At 36.5% G+C, this 18,686-nt stretch carries 12 protein-coding genes; 11 read left to right on the top strand and 1 reads right to left on the bottom strand.

Features of this window, described 5'->3' with window-relative positions; translation table 11 throughout:
• The first annotated feature begins 524 nt into the window (after nucleotides 1-524).
• The 7 genes from IGK85_RS15780 to IGK85_RS15750 all read left to right on the top strand — a co-directional run bounded on the left by IGK85_RS15780 (nucleotide 525) and on the right by IGK85_RS15750 (nucleotide 10,911).
• Complete coding sequence (locus tag IGK85_RS15780; RefSeq protein ID WP_429972326.1) at nucleotides 525-2,672, top strand: hypothetical protein; 2,148 nt, start codon at nucleotides 525-527, stop codon at nucleotides 2,670-2,672.
• Between the two features lie 269 nt (nucleotides 2,673-2,941).
• Nucleotides 2,942-3,793, top strand: coding sequence for a helix-turn-helix domain-containing protein (locus tag IGK85_RS15775; protein WP_016612623.1), 852 nt, complete (start codon nucleotides 2,942-2,944; stop codon nucleotides 3,791-3,793).
• A 556-nt stretch (nucleotides 3,794-4,349) separates the two neighbouring features.
• The gene (locus tag IGK85_RS15770; RefSeq protein ID WP_008381639.1) at nucleotides 4,350-4,964 is read left to right on the top strand and encodes a hypothetical protein; all 615 of its coding nucleotides are present in this window, start codon (nucleotides 4,350-4,352) and stop codon (nucleotides 4,962-4,964) included.
• A 1,319-nt stretch (nucleotides 4,965-6,283) separates the two neighbouring features.
• Nucleotides 6,284-7,312, top strand: coding sequence for a DUF916 and DUF3324 domain-containing protein (locus IGK85_RS15765; RefSeq protein WP_008381641.1), 1,029 nt, complete (start codon nucleotides 6,284-6,286; stop codon nucleotides 7,310-7,312).
• Nucleotides 7,313-7,449: 137 nt separating this feature from the next.
• Entirely contained in the window at nucleotides 7,450-8,196 is a 747-nt protein-coding gene (locus IGK85_RS15760) for a WxL domain-containing protein (protein ID WP_008381643.1), read from the top strand.
• Between the two features lie 52 nt (nucleotides 8,197-8,248).
• Nucleotides 8,249-10,621, top strand: a complete 2,373-nt coding sequence (locus IGK85_RS15755) for a WxL domain-containing protein (protein WP_237714965.1) — start codon at nucleotides 8,249-8,251, stop codon at nucleotides 10,619-10,621.
• Nucleotides 10,618-10,911 carry an LPXTG cell wall anchor domain-containing protein gene (locus IGK85_RS15750; RefSeq protein ID WP_008381647.1) on the top strand — a complete coding sequence of 98 codons (294 nt, stop codon included), beginning with the start codon at nucleotides 10,618-10,620 and terminating at the stop codon, nucleotides 10,909-10,911. Before IGK85_RS15755 ends, IGK85_RS15750 begins: the two co-directional genes overlap by 4 nt.
• Nucleotides 10,912-11,204: 293 nt before the next feature.
• Here IGK85_RS15750 and IGK85_RS15745 read toward each other — a convergent pair whose 3' ends face one another.
• Entirely contained in the window at nucleotides 11,205-11,921 is a 717-nt protein-coding gene (locus IGK85_RS15745) for a MerR family transcriptional regulator (protein WP_081487947.1), read from the bottom strand.
• A 761-nt stretch (nucleotides 11,922-12,682) separates the two neighbouring features.
• Here IGK85_RS15745 and IGK85_RS15740 point away from each other — a divergent pair.
• From IGK85_RS15740 to IGK85_RS15725, 4 genes are all read left to right on the top strand, one after another.
• Complete coding sequence (locus IGK85_RS15740) at nucleotides 12,683-13,036, top strand: DUF7006 family protein (RefSeq protein WP_429972325.1); 354 nt, start codon at nucleotides 12,683-12,685, stop codon at nucleotides 13,034-13,036.
• Between the two features lie 109 nt (nucleotides 13,037-13,145).
• Nucleotides 13,146-13,310: an N-acetylmuramoyl-L-alanine amidase gene (locus IGK85_RS15735; protein ID WP_008381653.1), complete on the top strand. Its 165-nt coding sequence runs from the start codon at nucleotides 13,146-13,148 to the stop codon at nucleotides 13,308-13,310.
• Nucleotides 13,311-13,544: 234 nt separating this feature from the next.
• A complete protein-coding gene (locus tag IGK85_RS15730; RefSeq protein ID WP_429972324.1) occupies nucleotides 13,545-16,634 on the top strand; it encodes a MucBP domain-containing protein in 3,090 nt (1,029 codons plus the stop codon).
• 595 nt (nucleotides 16,635-17,229) lie between these two features.
• The gene (locus tag IGK85_RS15725; RefSeq protein ID WP_035006938.1) at nucleotides 17,230-18,417 is read left to right on the top strand and encodes an AI-2E family transporter; all 1,188 of its coding nucleotides are present in this window, start codon (nucleotides 17,230-17,232) and stop codon (nucleotides 18,415-18,417) included.
• Nucleotides 18,418-18,686: the final 269 nt, after the last annotated feature.

Below are 18,686 nucleotides of genomic sequence, written 5' to 3'. Positions count from 1 at the left end.
CTTTCTTTTAGGTGATGTATAAATCATTCTGGATGGTCGGATATGTTGAGCAAAATTAGTCTTTGAATAGATAGAATATTCATTATTGAACTGCTAAGAAGAGTGTTCAGAAAATGACTAATTTCTGGACACTCTTTTTTAATACTATAATTTATATGTATCACTCTATTTTTGTGTTCATAAACTCGTAACTAAATCATTGTTCAATGAAAATTTAGATTTATGAGTATTAGGATAAATCTTGGAAGGGGTCAGAAACTTAATAGTTTATGACCCTTTTTAAGATTAACTTATAAACAGAATTATTTATAAAAGTGCTATATTTAAGATATTTTAAACATGGCCAATAAGATGGTCTCAAATATAAGACCTAATGCAATTTTTATTTAAAGGAGACTATAATGAAAACCGCAACAATAATTTCAGAAAATTAGGAATGAATTTAAAAATGTTTTCGGTTGTGTTTTTTATCACAATGATGCTCAGCTGAAACATTTATTTAGAAATTTATAGGAGAGTAAATAATGAAAAAGAGAGTTATAACTACTACTTTAGCTGCGGGATTTATTCTAGTGTTTGCAGCGGAAGCTCATGCGGATACAATCAATGGTCATCATGTTACACGTTTAAGTGAAAGCCGAGCAGTTGATGATAAGGGAGATAGATGGTCTAAGGACGGCAATGTCTGGTTCAATGATGAAACAAGAGAATACGGCAAGATCGTCTCCGATTCATTAGAATCAATACAAGGCTCATCATATTACCCTGAACTAAAGGAACCTGACTCAGACAAACCGAACGAATTAGTTCAAATACAAGTGCAAGATGAAGGAACATCGGTACACCAACAAATGTTAACAACAGCAGGTACCACAGAATCTAAATCAAACCAAACAAATGAATCAACAATAGAAAGTCAAACGGGAATGACTGTTGGAGCAACTGTAGAACAACCAACAACAACAGATCCGACCTTAGGAACGACAACGATCACAAAAGAAGCTGTATCAACCACAACAGAAGCAACACAGCCCGAAGAAGATACAAGAATGGCTGGTACCACAAAGACAAGATCAAACCAAACAAATGAATCAACAATAGAAAGTCAAACGGGAATGACCGTTGAAGCAACTGTAGAACAACCAACAACAACAGATCCGACCTTAGGAACGACAACAATCACAAAAGAAGCTGTACCAACCAAAACAGAAGCAACACAGCTCGAAGAAGATACAAGAATGGCTGGTACCACAGAGACAAGATCAAACCAAACAAATGAATCAACAATAGAAAGTCAAACGGGAATGACCGTTGAAGCAACTGTAGAACAACCAACAACAAAAGATCCGACATTAGGAACGACAACGATTAAAAAAGGAGCCGTACCAACCACAACAGAAGCAACACAGCCCGAAGAAGATACAAGAATGGCTGGTACCACAAAGACAAGATCAAACCAAACAAATGAATCAACAATAGAAAGTCAAACGGGAATGACCGTTGAAGCAACTGTAGAACAACCAACAACAAAAGATCCGACATTAGGAACGACAACAATCACAAAAGAAGCTGTACCAACCAAAACAGAAGCAACACAGCCCGAAGAAGATACAAGAATGGCTGGTACCACAAAGACAAGATCAAACCAAACAAATGAATCAACAATAGAAAGTCAAACGGGAATGACCGTTGAAGCAACTGTAGAACAACCAACAACAAAAGATCCGACATTAGGAACGACAACGATTAAAAAAGGAGCCGTACCAACCACAACAGAAGCAACACAGCCCGAAGAAGATACAAGAATGGCTGGTACCACAAAGACAAGATCAAACCAAACAAATGAATCAACAATAGAAAGTCAAACGGGAATGACCGTTGAAGCAACTGTAGAACAACCAACAACAAAAGATCCGACATTAGGAACGACAACGATTAAAAAAGGAGCCGTACCAACCACAACAGAAGCAACACAGCCCGAAGAAGATACAAGAATGGCTGGTACCACAGAGACAATATCAAACCAAACAAATGAATCAACAATAGAAAGTCAAACGGGAATGACCGTTGAAGCAACTGTAGAACAACCAACAACAACAGATCCGACATTAGGAACGACAACAATCACAAAAGAAGCTGTACCAACCAAAACAGAAGCAACACAGCTCGAAGAAGATACAAGAATGGCTGGTACCACAAAGACAAGATCAAACCAAACAAATGAATCAACAATAGAAAGTCAAACGGGAATGACCGTTGAAGCAACTGTAGAACAACCAACAACAAAAGATCCGACATTAGGAACGACAACGATCACAAAAGAAGCTGTATCAAGCAAAACAGAAGCAACAAAGTCCGAAGAAGATACAAGGATAGCCGAAACTAGTGGAAAAGGATCGAACCGAACAAATGGCTCAACATCAAAAGAAAAGACAAAAACGGATGTTGTAGCGAAACCTGTTAGGTTTTTAAGTTCAGCTAAAAAAAGCGTTCCCATGAGAGCTATCAAAAAAGACACTGCTTTCTCTAATATTTTATCTAAAAACAACGGTCATACTTTCCCAAAGACTGGTGAAAGTACGCTATTTTCCAATATTTTACAAGCTGTAGGTTTTTTAGTTATAAGTGTCCTAGGTGTAGTTAGCATAAGAGTGAAGAAAACAAAGAACTAATCAATTTAATTAATTGATTTGGATAATAATTTTCTCCAAACGTCATCTGCCGGGTACGCAGAAACTGTATAGAAATCAAAATAGGCAAAGACTGAAGCTATTGTGATCAGTCTTTGCCTAGATTCTCAGTGAAAGCATAATCTTTAGGTGCCATAGAACATCAAAAATAGAAAAGGAGAATAATTTATGAAATGGTTTTTTATGATATGCACTTTAGTATTACTCAGTTTTATTTAGAAATGTATCACGTTTTTAGAGAGGGATAATGCATGTTTGGAGAAACGATTAGAGAAATACGGCTAAAAAAAGGATTTAGTCAAAAAGAAGTCTATAGAAATATTATCTCAAAATCATATGCGATTGAATTTGAGAAAGGGAAACATAATATATCTTCTGATGTCCTTATTAAGATATTAGAAAACTTGTCTATGGATATTAGCGAGTTCTTGTTTATTGCCAATGGCTATAAATTAAATGAACAAAATCATTACACTTATCATTACGCCAACCTATCTAATAAGCAAGACATAAAAGGATTAGCGTTACTTTTAAAAGAACTAGAAAGAAAATCAGGACAAATAAATGCGATCAGAGTGGCTGAGGTACGCTCGAGAATAAGAATTTTACAGCATTTAGAAGTTTATGGAGTATACAATACCGCTGTCGTTTTAGAAGAAGATAAGCAACTGATTTTGTCCTATTTAATGGGGATTGAAAGCTGGACGCTTCAAGAAATACATTTATTTGCCAATACACTAGATTTTTTAGATCACGAATTTATATTTATCTTTTTTAAAAGAGTTTCTAAACTGCTGGAGTATTATATTCAATTTGAGAAAGGCAGAGAAGTATATTGTGGTCTCCTGATTAATATTATTGAATATACATTTGTAAAAAATCAGTATGAGTTTGCAGAAGTTTTACTTACCCAATTGGGGTTGTTATCCACCAGTTTCCAAGACTTTTTTTCGAGAACGCTGTACAAATTTTTTGAAGGATTACTGATTATGAGGACAGTCAATGAGGAGCAGGGAAGAACAATGGCAACAAGAATGCTAGACATCATGGTTGAACTTGATCAAGCACCTTTATCAAAAATGTTCTCGTTATTGTTGGAGTAACATGCTGATTCCAGTGTATTAAATCTATGTTGAAGTTAGAAGCTACTAAATATAATGTTTAAGACAGCGCCATGCAAGGTGACTCATAGATAGGCGCTTTGTGAAGATATAGTTCAAAAAGTATAGGGAATCTCAGAAGCAAAGGTTCAAAAAACTAAAACGTTTTTGAACTCTTTTTTTTATTGCTTATTTTCATAGGTTTATAAAAGGAAAGTGGAATTCAGCAAATCTGGAAAGTCCGAAATACCAGACCAAAATGTTTCGAACAAACGAGGTTTGATAAACTATACATTGTGCTTAATGTCACAATAGTGCTCCGGCAGAACTGGTTTTCTGATGATTTACTTTTTAATCAAATCTAGGACATTGACATTGGCCATTTTTCAATTATGGATAGGATGGAGTCGATTTGTAACTGAGTTTATTTTCGTTGCTTTTCAACAAAGGGTAATGAGAGAGTGAGTAGCGACTATCATCGTCTAAGTTAGCAAACAATATAAAAAAACTATCGAAAGATAGAAGTATAAATAATTAAAATGAGAGAGGGAAGAAGTGTATGAGAGAAAGAAGGAAACAAACAAGGATCGGAAGGTATATTGAAGAGCATAAGAAAGGGTGTGTCCTAGCTCTTGCTGCACTGGGAATGATCTTTTCATTTAGTGTGGGCGCCTATGCAGCGATTGCAACGACGTTTCATTTTTTGGGGACAAAAGACGATTCCATAAGAATTGCACAAGTTTTAAGCGCTTTGGGGATAGAGATTAAAGGTCAAAAAGCCCAAATAGCACAACTAGTCCAAGAAAAAGCGGAAGCTGAAGCAGCAAAAGCAAAAGCGGAAAGTGATTTACAAGCGGCCAATGAAACAATCGAAAACGTGCAAGCCCAAAATAGTGAAGCTTCTGCTGCTGTAAGTGGTGCGAACGCCAATGTTAATAAGGTAGCGCAATATGCAAAAGATTTAGAATCTGCAAATACGAAGCTAAAGGATTATGCGAACGCAGTTGCTGCGGACGCCGGTTTAAGCGATAGCTCCATAGACGTCGATAATACCAATGATGCGTTGAGTCAAGTGGACAGTGAACTGCAAGCCGCAATTAGTAAAGCTAATGACAGCAATGGAAGTAAGGAAAAAGCGCAACAAGCTGTCGATGAAGCAAACAAAGCAAAATAGCATAGAATCTCTAAGATAGATTCGGTTTTCCCTGCAATAGTCGTGCTGCTTGAATAATTTTTTGAGTGTATAATAGAAAAACGAGTGAACATACGCTTATATTTTAGGAGCAATGTTTCCTTTCGCTGGGACTATTTATAAAGAAAGGTATCTAGAAAATGAATCCTCTCTAGATACCTTTTTTATGTACTTAAGTAGGAAGATCGTTTTTTATGGTAGATTCAATCAAAATTGTTAAGGAAATTCTCTTGTATCAATAATCATTTTTTACAAAATTAAAGAATTTACACCTTAGAGATTTTGGCAGTTCAAGGCTACTCGTTTATTTTCTGAACGAGTAGCTTATTTTTGTATCTATAGAATCGGATACAACTCATTGTTCACTTAAAAATCAGATTTGTGAGTATTAGAACAGCTCATCAAAAGTGAACAGAAACTTAAAAGGTTTTGATCCTTTTTAGTTACTTATTTCATAACTCCTTAAGTAATTCAATAACTAGATCAAAAAGGTATTATTTCAGAGAACAGTAGAGTATACTCCATGGATTTTTTGCCGAATGAAATATACAAATCATTATTGGCAGCTAAATATGTTGCGCAAAAATAAATTTCGGATAATGGAATGTGCATTATGTAACTATTAAAAGAGTGTTCAGAAAATGACTAGTTTCTGGACCCTCTTTTTTTATGACAATTGAAGCACGTAGCTTTCGTTTTGTGTCTATTGATATACAAAATATTGTTCATTTAAAAAGAAAGTTTATAGAAATAGAGACACTTTAATTGTTGCGGAAAGAACATATGTAACAATACGTAACTACCGTTGCGTATTTTGTATTGTTTTTTGAACAAAATTCAACAAACGTAATGAAAGATGGGATTATCATTCAACCTATCGGTAAATCAAAAAGCTCCTCTAGAAAAAAGTGGCGAGCGCTCGGATTATTTTTGACGGATTGCTAGAAGTTGATATTGAAAGCAATCAGAAAGTACATTGTACGTGTTAAGAGAGAAGGATTCTATAGAGCTGAGTTTATTAAATCAATTGTTCAATATATTTCAAGTGGGAAAGGAAATAATAAGACTGTTGATTATTATAAATGCTGATTTATAAAAATTAAGAAAAATCATTTTAATTTATTTTCCTGAAAACGCCTAATAAATCAGCATTTACAAGTCTGTTTTTGAATTTTTTTTATTTTGTAGTTTTTTTTTGAAAAAAAGGCATTGACCTTAAACCTGGTTTAACCCGTATATTAATTTGTGAATTAAATATTTAATAATGAACTATCTCACTTTTATGAAATGAGGAAATTATATTGAAAACAAAGAAAGAACGAAAGAAACACGCAATCCGATGGATTCTATTTACGGTAATCCTAAGTCTTGGTTTTTTTTATCAAACAGGCTATGCAGATGAGGTGAATAATTTTTCGATTCAAACGTTAGATGAGGATGGAAATGTAAATGCGCAAGGCTATTACCATTTCGACGGTCTGCCGGGAGAAAAACGTGAAGTTTCTATTAGGATTTATAATGCGTCTGATGTAGCAATTACGGTAAAAGCTGCGGTGAATCCCGCTTCCACCAATGAAAATGGTATCCCTGGTTATTTGGCAGAAGACACGTACGATGATTCATTAACGCATCGAATGGATCAATTGGTCAAGATTGACGAAGCAAAACGTACGATTCCAGCGTTAGGTTTTGTCACCATGAAAGTAGTAGTTTTATTCCCAGAAGAAGACTGGGCGGGAGACATTCTCGGAGGGATTCGGTTTACGGAAGAAGTTAAAAATATAAGCGAACAAACAGTAGTTCATGAAGTTGCGTACACCGTTGGTATTTTGTTAAACAATAAAGACGGGGAAACAGTTGAAAATGACTTGCATTTACAAGACATTACAACAGGACAAAGAAATTATCGAAACTTTATTGAAGCTAACATTCAAAATAGTGCAGCATCGATTGTTCGCAATATGAGTGTTGAATCTACTGTGACTGAAAAAGGGGGGAAAGCAGCGATTTATACGTACGATGTCTACGATCTTCGCATGGCGCCCAATTCTAATTTTAATTTTGGTATACCAACGGGGGAACGACCCATAAAGGCTGGGGACTATGTTCTTAAAATGAGGGTAAAAGCAGATGGGAAGGAGTATCATTTTGAAGAAAATTTCACGATTGCCGCGTCAGAAGCCCGCCAGTTAAACCAAAGTGCAGTGAATATTGATGAGAGGACGCCTTATCTATCTTATCTGATTTTAGGGGGAATTGGACTTCTTATTCTCCTGATTATTGGCAGATGGATTAGAATTAATGGGAGAAAGAAGGCTGAATCGCTCTAAAAAAATGCTGGTTTATAGTGTTCATCCAGCTGAAACCGGAAGGGGAAAAATACTAAATCAATTGAGAATAAAGGAGAATAAGAAAGCAACACGTACGAACAAAACAAAGAAAAAACAAAAAAATTGGAGGATGAACAATGAAGAAAACAACAATCACAATAGCAGCAGCACTTTTAGCGGGAAGTATGGGACTAGGTACATTAATTAGTCAGGCAGCAGAAGTAGAGTATGAGGATGCGACGAACGCAAGGACAGAGGGAACGGTGATTATTTTAGAAAATGATTCATCTAATCCGGTGATTCCAGATCCAGAAAATCCAGGAGAAGAAGTAGATCCTGAAGTACCAGTTAACCCCCACCCAGGCCGACTAAGAATCAATTATGTTTCAAACTTTGATTTTGGTAAGATTCCGAATATTTCAAGTGAAATCGTTCAAGAGGCACGATTGGACCATGTATTTTCTGGTACATCAGAAGAAGGACGGGTACCATTTGTCGCAACAGAAGATCGTCGTGGGAGTGATCGATTAGGCTGGGAGCTGCAAGTTTCACAGCCTAAACAATTGAGTGATGCAAGCGGACATGAGCTGCAAGGAGCAACGATCACCTTGAGTGGTCTGCGTTATGTGAATCCCACATCAGCTACGCCCATTGCGAATCAAAACGAGATTGTATTAGGAGAAGCCGCACAAACTTTGGCAACCGCCAATGCTTCACAGGGTGCCGGTGCATGGACACTAGCTCTGGGGAATGCGAATGCAGAAGGACAGACTGATGGCGTTGTCTTACGTATTCCAGCCAATACCACAAAAAATGATACGGCTTACTCAACTGCACTAGTTTGGGAGTTGGTCGCGGATCCAACAAACGCATCTGGAGAATAAGGGGATGTCCCCTATTCTCCAGTACAGAAACCAAAGAGAAAGGGATAGTCCAATGAAAAAAGTCTTACTTGTTTTTGTGTTGAGCCTAGTTCTATCAACTCATTTTTTATTTCCCGCGATCGTTGTGGCCACTGTGATCGAAGAGTCTACGAGTGAATCTGATTACGAAGAAGAGATCCAAGAAACTAGTAATAATCAGGAGCAGCAGGGAGAAGAATCGGAGACAGAATCAGATGGATCCTCTGATCAAACAAGTGCAAAAAATCTGGAAGAGTCATCAATTGAAGATACTGTCGAGGGAGTTATTGAAGATCAATTGCAAAGAAATCAAAGATTAACTAGCATTGTCACTAGCACAATAAGTGATTGGCACATAGATGAACCAATTCTAATCGCTACTATTAATATGGAACTTACGACTGCGTTTAACGGAGTGAATCCCGGAGCGTACAATGTGGCACGTGTTTATGGAATCAGTAATCAGTTTTCAAGATTTAGTGTTCGAGCGGTTGATGCGCATGGAAATGATATCAGTGCTGCCTTTTTTACGGACATTAGGTCTGATTATGTAGATTTTCGAACGAGAGCAGATAGTTCTCCAGGAAATGGTTGGATTACTCTTGAAATTTTTGGTTTTGTTAATAAACATGCGCCTGTAAATATTATCTTTGACGGTTTAGGAGGATATTTCGATTTTGGGGAACTTACTTTCGGAATATTTGTCGTAAATATGCGTGGCGATACGGTTAGAAGAGAACCGGATGTGACATCCAGTACACGTTTAATGGCCTTGGGGGGAATACTCAATGTAACTCATATTGATGAGTCTGGAAAGGAGATAGGTGATGCTGAGTCAAATCTTGGGATGCCAGGGGCGGAATATACAACAGAGGCTTTAAATTTGGACGAATTTTATCTTCTAGAAATCAGAGGTGAAGCTTCTGGAAACTATATTTTAGGAAGAGTCATCGAAGTGACCTATGTTTATGCGAAGAGTGCATTGACAGCAGAAGTTGTGCCTCAAACAATTGATTTAGGTGGTCGATTGACGGAAAGTCAGCTTACCCAGGCCATAACCAATGTTTCGCTTAATGGAGGCTTGTTATCGAGTGATGAGTATACCCTTAATATAAATAAATCTCCAGATACGAGTATTGTCGGAACAACAACCAGTGCTTCTGTAGTATTAAACCACAACAGAACTAGTCAACAATTAATACTCGAGATACCAATTACAGTTACTTTCGGAAACGCAATAAGATTCAGTGGGTTTAATGACTATAGTGCTGGGATCTACACTTGGCATTCCGACATTGGAATTATCACTGCTCGAAGAGGAACGACAAGCACGACAGGAAATGTACACAACAATTTTTCTGGTATTTATTATAACTTTAGCATACATGATTTAGGTGATAACACGCGGCGTGTCATAGGCACTGATACGTTGACCTATTCGTATGATGTAAGAGGAACTCAAACGATTGCTTCAGCTGTTTCTGACTTTGGGAACGGTTTTGGGGAGACAAATGCTAAAGTTGGCGATATTGTCGAAGTCTATCATCGTGAACCTACACGACTCAGAAAATATGACGCCCCCCATTCTGAATCTGAAAGAGTAAATAGCTTGAATAATCGTGCATATTTTGAATTGACAAGTAATGGATACAGCCTATTGACATTTGATCGAGCACACCCAAATCCTACCACTATTCAGTTAGGAATGTCTGAAAAAGAATTGGAGGCAAACATATCAAAATATTTAGATCTTTCTGACACCAGTCATGTCTCGATTAGCGGTTTTCAAGAATATCCCGATACATCCAAAATCGGACAAGTAGTCGGAATTATTCGTGTTGAAGAACGTTTGAGTACTGGGAAATTTATTCTACGTGATTATGAAGTGCCTTTTACGGTTGAACCAGGTCGGTTGGAGCTGGCTAATGTAACGAATGGAAATTTTAATTTTGGAATCATTGAGCAATCAAGCCGCCATCAAGAGGTAGCGGCCAAGGGTGAACACGCACCAACCATTACGATTGATGATTACAGCAATACTACGCAATGGTCCATTTTTGTTTCTGCTAGTCCATTTGTGAATTCAGAAAAGCAAGTGTTGACTGGGGCAACGATGATACTCAAAGATTTAAGTGTCCAAGAAACGGTCCATACGGGGTTCACGGTTCCGTCAAAAGACATTGTATTGAGCCACACTCCGAAGTTAGTTGGGGCAATGAGCAATCCCAATGAATTATATGAAGGAGAACATGGTACAACAGAGATTCAAATTGGGGAAGTAATGAATGGATCTTTGACAGGCGTTCAATTGAGATTGCCGGCGAATACGCCAGTGGATGATGGGACGTATCGCTCAGTGATCACTTGGGAACTAGTGGGTGATCCTACGTTAGGAGGAAGCGAATGAAGAAAATACTAATCGCACTCTTTTTCAGTATAATTTCTCTTTATATGAATTATTCAAATTCTTTGCCAAGCGTAGAAGCATCTACTTATGAGAATCAAGCGGGGGTACAATTTTATCAGAGAGAAGAGACAGTAAGTTCTGAACAAAATGAATTAGATAGTCAACCATCAGAAATAGATATTCAGAAGAGTCTGCCACAAACAGGAGGAGTAATTTCTTCAATGAGCTTTTTGGGAGGCAGCGTAATCTTAATAGTTTGGTTAATAAAAAAGAAAGAAAAGACAAGTTGATTTTTTTTCGGTACTATATGTTTTTGTGTTTAACAATATGAAAAAATATAATAGAAACATATAGTACCTTAATATCTTAATAATAAGCAATTAAAGTAACGTAGTAGTTTTAACATCATTTTATAAAGGAATATCTTGATAATCGAGAAATAATAGATTGCAAAAGTGTAGTGTTTAGGAAATCATTCCTACGATAAATAATACTACATACATGATGAAACTTTGGGAATGATTACTTAGAAAATGTTCATTTTAATCCCTCTGCTTTGATTGTTTTCATAGATAATGATCAGTTACAGAAGCCAAAAAAAGTAGTAGTCAATAGGCCGGTTATTTTCTAAACCTCCGACGATGTACTGTGCGACTACACTGGAGTAATCGGCAGAATCTTGTATATCATCCAATAACTGATTCAAGTTATTTTCACTATAGTCGTATCTATCAACAGTTAACGCCCCACCAAAGTATATTTCACTTGATTCCGCAAGGTGATCTTTAGGAATAGTGTTATTGGGAATGTCTATAATGCCAATTTCTTCTGTTATGGTATCAAAATGATCTCCAGTAAATAATAATAAAAAATTTGTTGGATTATTTAATAAAGAAGAAATGTGTTCTTTTTTGTAAAGATCAAGAGGTTCAAATTTCGAAAAAGGAAACTCTAGATTTAGGTTTTTCTCTCCGTTTAAACAATGATTGATATGAGCAATATCCTTTATTCTTGTATTAAGTACTTTTGATACAGCATTTAATTGTTTGATCCAGTTGTCAACGGTAATAAGAGTATTGTTTAATATTTGGTTTCTTTGATCCAAATCACCATTTAAATGAAGGGTTAGATCGGTAATGGGAATTTCTAAGTTTCTAAAAAAAGTAATATCAACTAACTGTAATATAGAATGAGCATCAAAATATCTGTAGTTATTCTCTTCGTCTCTACTCAACGAAATTAGTTGTTTTTTTTCCCAAAACCGGATAGTTGAAGGTTCAATATTGAATAGATTAGCAATTTCCGTTATCGTTCTTTTTTTATTTGAGATAACTATTCCTCCTCTTTTTTGTAACTTATAGAGATATATAAGTAGTAGAACACATCATCTTCGACTTTGAAATTCGATTAAAGTAATCTTAACTTTCTAAAATACTATAAACAAATAGACCATATTCTTCAACTCTATTTAAAAGAATAGTAATGCATTATTTTAATTCTATCAACTAATCAGTCAGGACATTGTGAAAGTAAAAACGCAATTCTTCTATTTTGTATAAATCACCAACTGTTGATTTTGAAGGTTTAAAAAATCAACAAATTCGTATTTTGAAATAAAGCGAAGGGTAGTATTAATGAGGTATAGATTCAAGGGAAATTAATAAGCTGTAGTAGGAAATGAATAAAGAAACTCATTTTCTATAAAAAAAGCATTGTCATTGAATTGAGCTTTCTTGCCTAAGGATAAATAAAAATTTACAAATACTTAAAGGTTCTTCCAATCCACTTAGATTATAGATCTTATAGTACTTGGCATTTGGATAACGAGTGAAATATCAATTATTTATTAAGAGGACGATTGCTTTTTAAAAACTAGACCTCAAACCAACTTTAATGTGTATAGTTCAGCGCAACAAACAACTTGCGTTTTTCTTTTAATTTTCAAATAGGTCATTGTTCACCTGTAAAGGAAGCATCTTCTTTCAGAGGCTTTCATCTAGGGAAAAACAATAAATGAAACCGGCTTATAGTATTGATTTCATTTTGGAAAGGACGAAAATTATGATCGAAATCAGTAATCTATCTGAATATATCAAAGAATTTCAATTTGAAGAAAAGCAGTTAAAAGCACATCCGTTGATAAAAAATTATATTGAAAATCAAGTTCAAAAATTAAAAGAATTGATAGAAGCATTAACGTCCGCGAATTTTTGGATTGATATTCCAATAATTATAGGAATAGATTCTAAGTTAGTATTATTACGAGAACTCATTATCACTATTGAAGATTTTGATTTTTCAGACGAAGAAGTGTTAAAAATAGTAGAACAAGATTATCCATACTACAATAAAGAATTATGTGGATATAAATTGAATGATGTAACTAGCCATTCACTAATTTTTAAAATAAAGTGATCTGGAAAAAGAATCAAGGAAAAGTAGTCTTTTATAATATATTTTGAAGTCAGGGATGGAATCCTATGAAGACGTAATAAAATTTCTAACCGAACGATAGAGGACAGACGTGAAAAATTGCGAGAAGCTAAACGTGCTTATTGAATCCTATTCACTTACCAACTATGACACGGGAAAAGCAGAAGTGGTCAAAGGTAATGCAGAAATGATCTATCTTATCATGAATCTGGGCATCTCTTCGACGTTTGGTCCACATCGGGAAGACTTTCACTAACTATCATTTAACAAAGATAGAAACTTTCATTCTTTAAATTTTGTTCTGGGGTTGTTAAAAAACAAAGAGGAACTATTATTACATAATACCAAGTATCTTATAAAAATAATGATTATTTTTGGTTGAAGGAACTCTGTCCTTGCTTGAAAAGTATTTACTATAGAATACATTATTACTACAATAGATGAGATATAAAAATAGGTGGTTAAAAAAATACCACGATGGAGTTGGCAGATGAAAAAGAAAATCTTTTCCTACATATCTTTGGCAAGTTTAATAGTACCTTCTTTTTTTGTTCCCATTGTGAATGTTCGATCAGATGAGCAACAAGAAAGTGTAGCACAAGCAACTAATGAAGAATCTGAAAATATGAGTAATTCGATTACAACGCTGGATTCTTCAACAACGCAAAGTGAATCTTCTGATACTTCGACAGAAGATAATAATGAATCCACGGAAGAAACAACAACGCAAAGCTCTTCTAACAACGCAAAATATTCTGGCGAAGATCAGGGGAATAGCCAAGTTGAAAATGAGACGACAAGTCAAAGTTCTGCAAATCCATCTGAGGTCGCAGTAAATAATGATCAAGAAGATTTTGCAGCTTGGCTTCCGGATCCAGCACTACAATCCGTAGTTGCTAAATCTTTAGGTATAGATGTGTCCGAAATCACGAAGGAACAGATGAGCAAACTTCAGACTCTCTATATCTACGCTGCAGATTCCGCTATTGCTGATTTGACAGGCTTGGAATATGCAACAAATCTATCATCATTTTATATGAGCGGCCAAAATCAGGTTACTGACTTTTCCGTTCTCACTTCGTTAAATAACTTAGTTTATGTATATTTGATGGGTGCTAATGTAACGGATGATAATGTACCAAACTTTGGTGCCAGTTTAACTAGATTAAATCTTAGTTCCGCAAATGTAACCGATGCTGTATTTTCAAAAATAGTTCATATGAAAGGACTAGAGTCGCTAAGTTTCGAGTCCAATATGAATATTACGACAATTGCACCTCTGGTTGCATTACCAAATCTAACAGAATTAAGAATACAGTTCTGTGGCGTGACAGATTTTACTGTGATAAATGAGTTTCCCAAATTATCAAACTTAGCTGCTTATGGCCAAAACACAGGAAGAAATGATGCGATTACTTCATTATCTGCAAAAGAGTTAAATTACGATCCCGATAATCAATCATTTTTTGTTCCATTTTCCATTATGCCTAATCGTTTAACAAATTTTGATGGATATCAGCCTCCTTTTACAAAATCGAATAGTACTAGTCAGACGTACTTTGATTTGAATGGTGTACAGGTACCCTCCTCAAGATTAAGTATTACAGAAGATGGGATTACTGTATCTGGGGTTACTCAAAGTGAATTTGAAAGTATCGAAACAATGGAGTATAACGCACGACTGAATAATCCTGCCGGATCCTATGCTCAACCAGATGGATATAGTTTTTACGCCATTTCTTCAGGAACCTATTTGCACCAATTTTCGATCAATCATCAAGAAGCCGCTGCAGATGTTACGGTGAGTTATATTGATACTGAAGGGAATGAATTGAAGCCTTCTCAAAAAATTAGCGGTAATATTGGTGAATCTTTTGATGCAACAACGCCAGAGTATAAGTTAGAAATAGACGGGTATACTATAAAAGAAGTTCAAGGTAATCCGACGGGAACCTTCAGTGATACAGCGCAAGAAGTCGTGTACGTATATGAACGCAGCGATGCAGCACCAGTCACGGTGAAATATCAAGATTCCGAAGGGAATCAGTTGGCAGATCCAACCGTATTAAGCGGAAAAGTAGGGTTACCATATACAAGCGAAGCCAAAGAGATCCCAGGGTGGTATGTAGTAGAAACCCCAGATAATGCTTCCGGCACCTTCAGTGATACAGGGCAAGAAGTGGTGTACGTGTACGAACGCAGCGATGCAGCACCAGTCACAGTGAAATATCAAGATTCCGAAGGGAATCAGTTGGCAGATCCAACCGTATTAAGCGGAAAAGTAGGGTTACCATATACAAGCGAAGCCAAAGAGATCCCAGGGTGGTATGTAGTAGAAACCCCAGATAATGCTTCCGGCACCTTCAGTGATACAGGGCAAGAAGTGGTGTACGTATATGAACGCAGCGATGCAGCACCAGTCACAGTGAAATATCAAGATTCCGAAGGGAATCAGTTGGCAGACCCAACGGTATTAAGCGGAAAAGTAGGGTTACCATATACAAGCGAAGCCAAAGAGATCCCAGGGTGGTATGTAGTAGAAACCCCAGATAATGCTTCCGGCACCTTCAGTGATACAGGGCAAGAAGTCGTGTACGTGTACGAACGCAGCGATGCAGCACCAGTCACAGTGAAGTATCAAGATTCCGAAGGGAATCAGTTGGCAGATCCAACGGTATTAAGCGGAAAAGTAGGGTTACCATACACAAGTGAAGCCAAAGAGATCCCAGGGTGGTATGTAGCACAAACACCGACAAATACTTCAGGCACGTTTAGCGACACAGGGCAAGAAGTGGTGTACGTATATGAACGCAGCGATGCAGCACCAGTCACAGTGAAATATCAAGATTCCGAAGGGAATCAGTTGGCAGACCCAACGGTATTAAGCGGAAAAGTAGGGTTACCATATACAAGCGAAGCCAAAGAGATCCCAGGGTGGTATGTAGTAGAAACCCCAGATAATGCTTCCGGCACCTTCAGTGATACAGGGCAAGAAGTGGTGTACGTGTACGAACGCAGCGATGCAGCACCAGTCACAGTGAAATATCAAGATTCCGAAGGGAATCAGTTGGCAGACCCAACGGTATTAAGCGGAAAAGTAGGGTTACCATATACAAGCGAAGCCAAAGAAATCCCAGGGTGGTATGTAGTAGAAACCCCAGATAATGCTTCCGGCACCTTCAGTGATACAGGGCAAGAAGTGGTGTACGTATATGAACGCAGCGATGCAGCACCAGTCACAGTGAAATATCAAGATTCCGAAGGGAATCAGTTGGCAGACCCAACGGTATTAAGCGGAAAAGTAGGGTTACCATATACAAGCGAAGCCAAAGAGATCCCAGGGTGGTATGTAGTAGAAACCCCAGATAATGCTTCAGGTACTTTCAGTGACGCAGCTGAAGAAGTCGTGTACGTATATAACACTAAAGCGCATAATCCTAAGAACAATGGTAATTCAAATAATCATTTACCAAAAACTGGACAACAGATTAAAGGACAACTGATTTTAAGTAGTGTCGGAGCTTTGTTAGTCACACTCGTATTTGTAGCAATTAAAAAACGTAAAAGAAGTAATCGATAAGAGGAAGAAAGAGTGTTCAGAAAATGATCGTTTCTGGACACTCTTTTTGAATCAAATTTCTAATAATGCTATTCGATATTGTGTATAGAAACCTACAATGAAATCTATGTCTAGATAAAATAGGAGTCGCTAAATATAAGAATAATTCATTTAAGGAATTGCAAACTTTAAAGTTCTTGATTCATTAATGATTCACCTGTTTTTTCATTTTTGATTAGGCTCTTTTTATTATGTTCATTTAAGCTAACGGTATAATTTTTTTGGAGGCTGACTTTTCATTGATAATTAAAATTTATTTATTGTGAATGATTATAAAAAGTTCTGAAAATACTAAAATAATAAAGGGAGTTTGTCAAATAATATAGAGAAGATAGCTCATTAATCAATCTGAAAAACACCTCTAGGCTAGAGATATAGCTTAGAGGTATTTTTATGACTAATTATGGTAAGATTATTAAATAAAAGTTGTCTTCATTTCAAATCGCATCGAATCCTCAAGTGCGGGAGATTAGTAAATGAAAAGGTCCATTTGGGGTGAGCTAATCTTTACAAGAAAAGAAGGTTGATTTAGATAATGAAAGAACGGGGAGAAGAAATGAAAAAGAAACATAAAGTGATACAAATGTTGGGTGGGGCTACACTCTTATACATCTTAGCGGTCCTGTTTATAGGGGGCGCAACACTATTGCTGTTCAAAAATCTTACCTTTTTGATTGAGCCAGTAGTTAAAGTATTTCAGGTGGTTCTTCCTCCGTTAACTATGACGCTCGTTTTATATTTTGTACTTAAACCAGTTGTAAAGTTTTTGGTAGGGCTAGGACTTTCAAAAGTACTGAGTATTATTATTACATTATGCACACTTACTGCTGCCTTCATCTTGTCAACTGCCCTCGCACTGCCGTTACTTATCCAACAATTTGAACGATTGATCGAAAACTTCCCAAATTATTTGATCGAAGCTGAACGAGTAATAGAAACTTTTATACAAAATACTAGATATGAACAAGCATATCATGAGGGACTCGAGGTTCTGGCGAATTGGATAAATCAAGTTTCTAATAATGTGGGCGTATATCTGGGCAATATTATTTTCGGTGCTTCACAAGTGTTTTCAACGATTACCCATGTCCTATTGTTGTTATTGACAGTGCCGATCATCACGTTCTTTTTATTGAAAAATGACCGTCAATTTGTAGAGTATTCTTTAGGTATCTTCCCCCCTAGATTACGTCATGAAGTCAAAGAAATCATTCGGACGATGGAAAATCAGGTGGGCGCCTATCTAAAGGGCCAACTAGTCGTTTGTGTGATCATAGGAACATTGACTTTTATTGGCTTCTTAATTATCGACATGCCTTTTTCTGGAAGCTTAGCATTTCTTGTTGGCGCAACAGCTATCGTTCCTTATATCGGACCGGTTGTAGCCTTTTTCCCTTGTGCAATCATTGCAATCATGACGTCTCCTACGATGTTCATTCAGTTGTGCATTGTCTGGATCGTTGTTCAATTATTAAATGGGGAGCTGATCGAACCTCAGGTCATGGGAAAACATATGGTGATCCATCCAGTAACAATTATTTTTGTGCTATGGATAATGGGTGAACTTTTCGGCATGTTTGGGTTGATTTTCGGTATACCACTTTATGCAATCGTGAAAGTGTTAGTGGTGTTTGGGTTTCGAAAATTTAAGCAGCGATACAATCGCATACATGCGGAAGATGTTCCCTATGAAGAAACTGAATTTAGTTTAGAATCATACACTAAGAAAAGCAGCCATGGTTAACGAGGGAAACCTGTTGAACAAATGAATTCAAGTACGCATGTCCTGCTCAAATTGATCGTCATAAAAGGTGCGATCCAAATTGATCGTTTGAGTTAAATCATTTGCTTTGATAGTGAAAGAAAGATTTTTAATACATAGAGTGCTTGGAAATATCTATTTTCTGAGTACTCTATTTTTAGTTTGGGCCGATGAATTTCCGATAATTAAGTTTTCCAGTGTCAGAAATTCATTGGATCATGACTCCTTTATAGCCATTCCAATAACTTGTC

The sequence above is a fragment of the Enterococcus sp. AZ015 genome (assembly GCF_050499225.1).
GTDB classification, from domain to species: Bacteria; Bacillota; Bacilli; order Lactobacillales; family Enterococcaceae; genus Enterococcus_D; species Enterococcus_D entomosocium.
This window is presented reverse-complemented; position numbering and strand designations above follow the sequence as displayed.

Coding starts and splice junctions, on each gene's coding strand:
- IGK85_RS15780 (WP_429972326.1), top strand. CDS start 525: ATGAAAAAGAGAGTTATAACTACTACTTTAGCTGCGGGATTTATTCTA.
- IGK85_RS15775 (WP_016612623.1), top strand. CDS start 2,942: ATGTTTGGAGAAACGATTAGAGAAATACGGCTAAAAAAAGGATTTAGT.
- IGK85_RS15770 (WP_008381639.1), top strand. CDS start 4,350: ATGAGAGAAAGAAGGAAACAAACAAGGATCGGAAGGTATATTGAAGAG.
- IGK85_RS15760 (WP_008381643.1), top strand. CDS start 7,450: ATGAAGAAAACAACAATCACAATAGCAGCAGCACTTTTAGCGGGAAGT.
- IGK85_RS15755 (WP_237714965.1), top strand. CDS start 8,249: ATGAAAAAAGTCTTACTTGTTTTTGTGTTGAGCCTAGTTCTATCAACT.
- IGK85_RS15750 (WP_008381647.1), top strand. CDS start 10,618: ATGAAGAAAATACTAATCGCACTCTTTTTCAGTATAATTTCTCTTTAT.
- IGK85_RS15740 (WP_429972325.1), top strand. CDS start 12,683: ATGATCGAAATCAGTAATCTATCTGAATATATCAAAGAATTTCAATTT.
- IGK85_RS15730 (WP_429972324.1), top strand. CDS start 13,545: ATGAAAAAGAAAATCTTTTCCTACATATCTTTGGCAAGTTTAATAGTA.
- IGK85_RS15725 (WP_035006938.1), top strand. CDS start 17,230: ATGAAAAAGAAACATAAAGTGATACAAATGTTGGGTGGGGCTACACTC.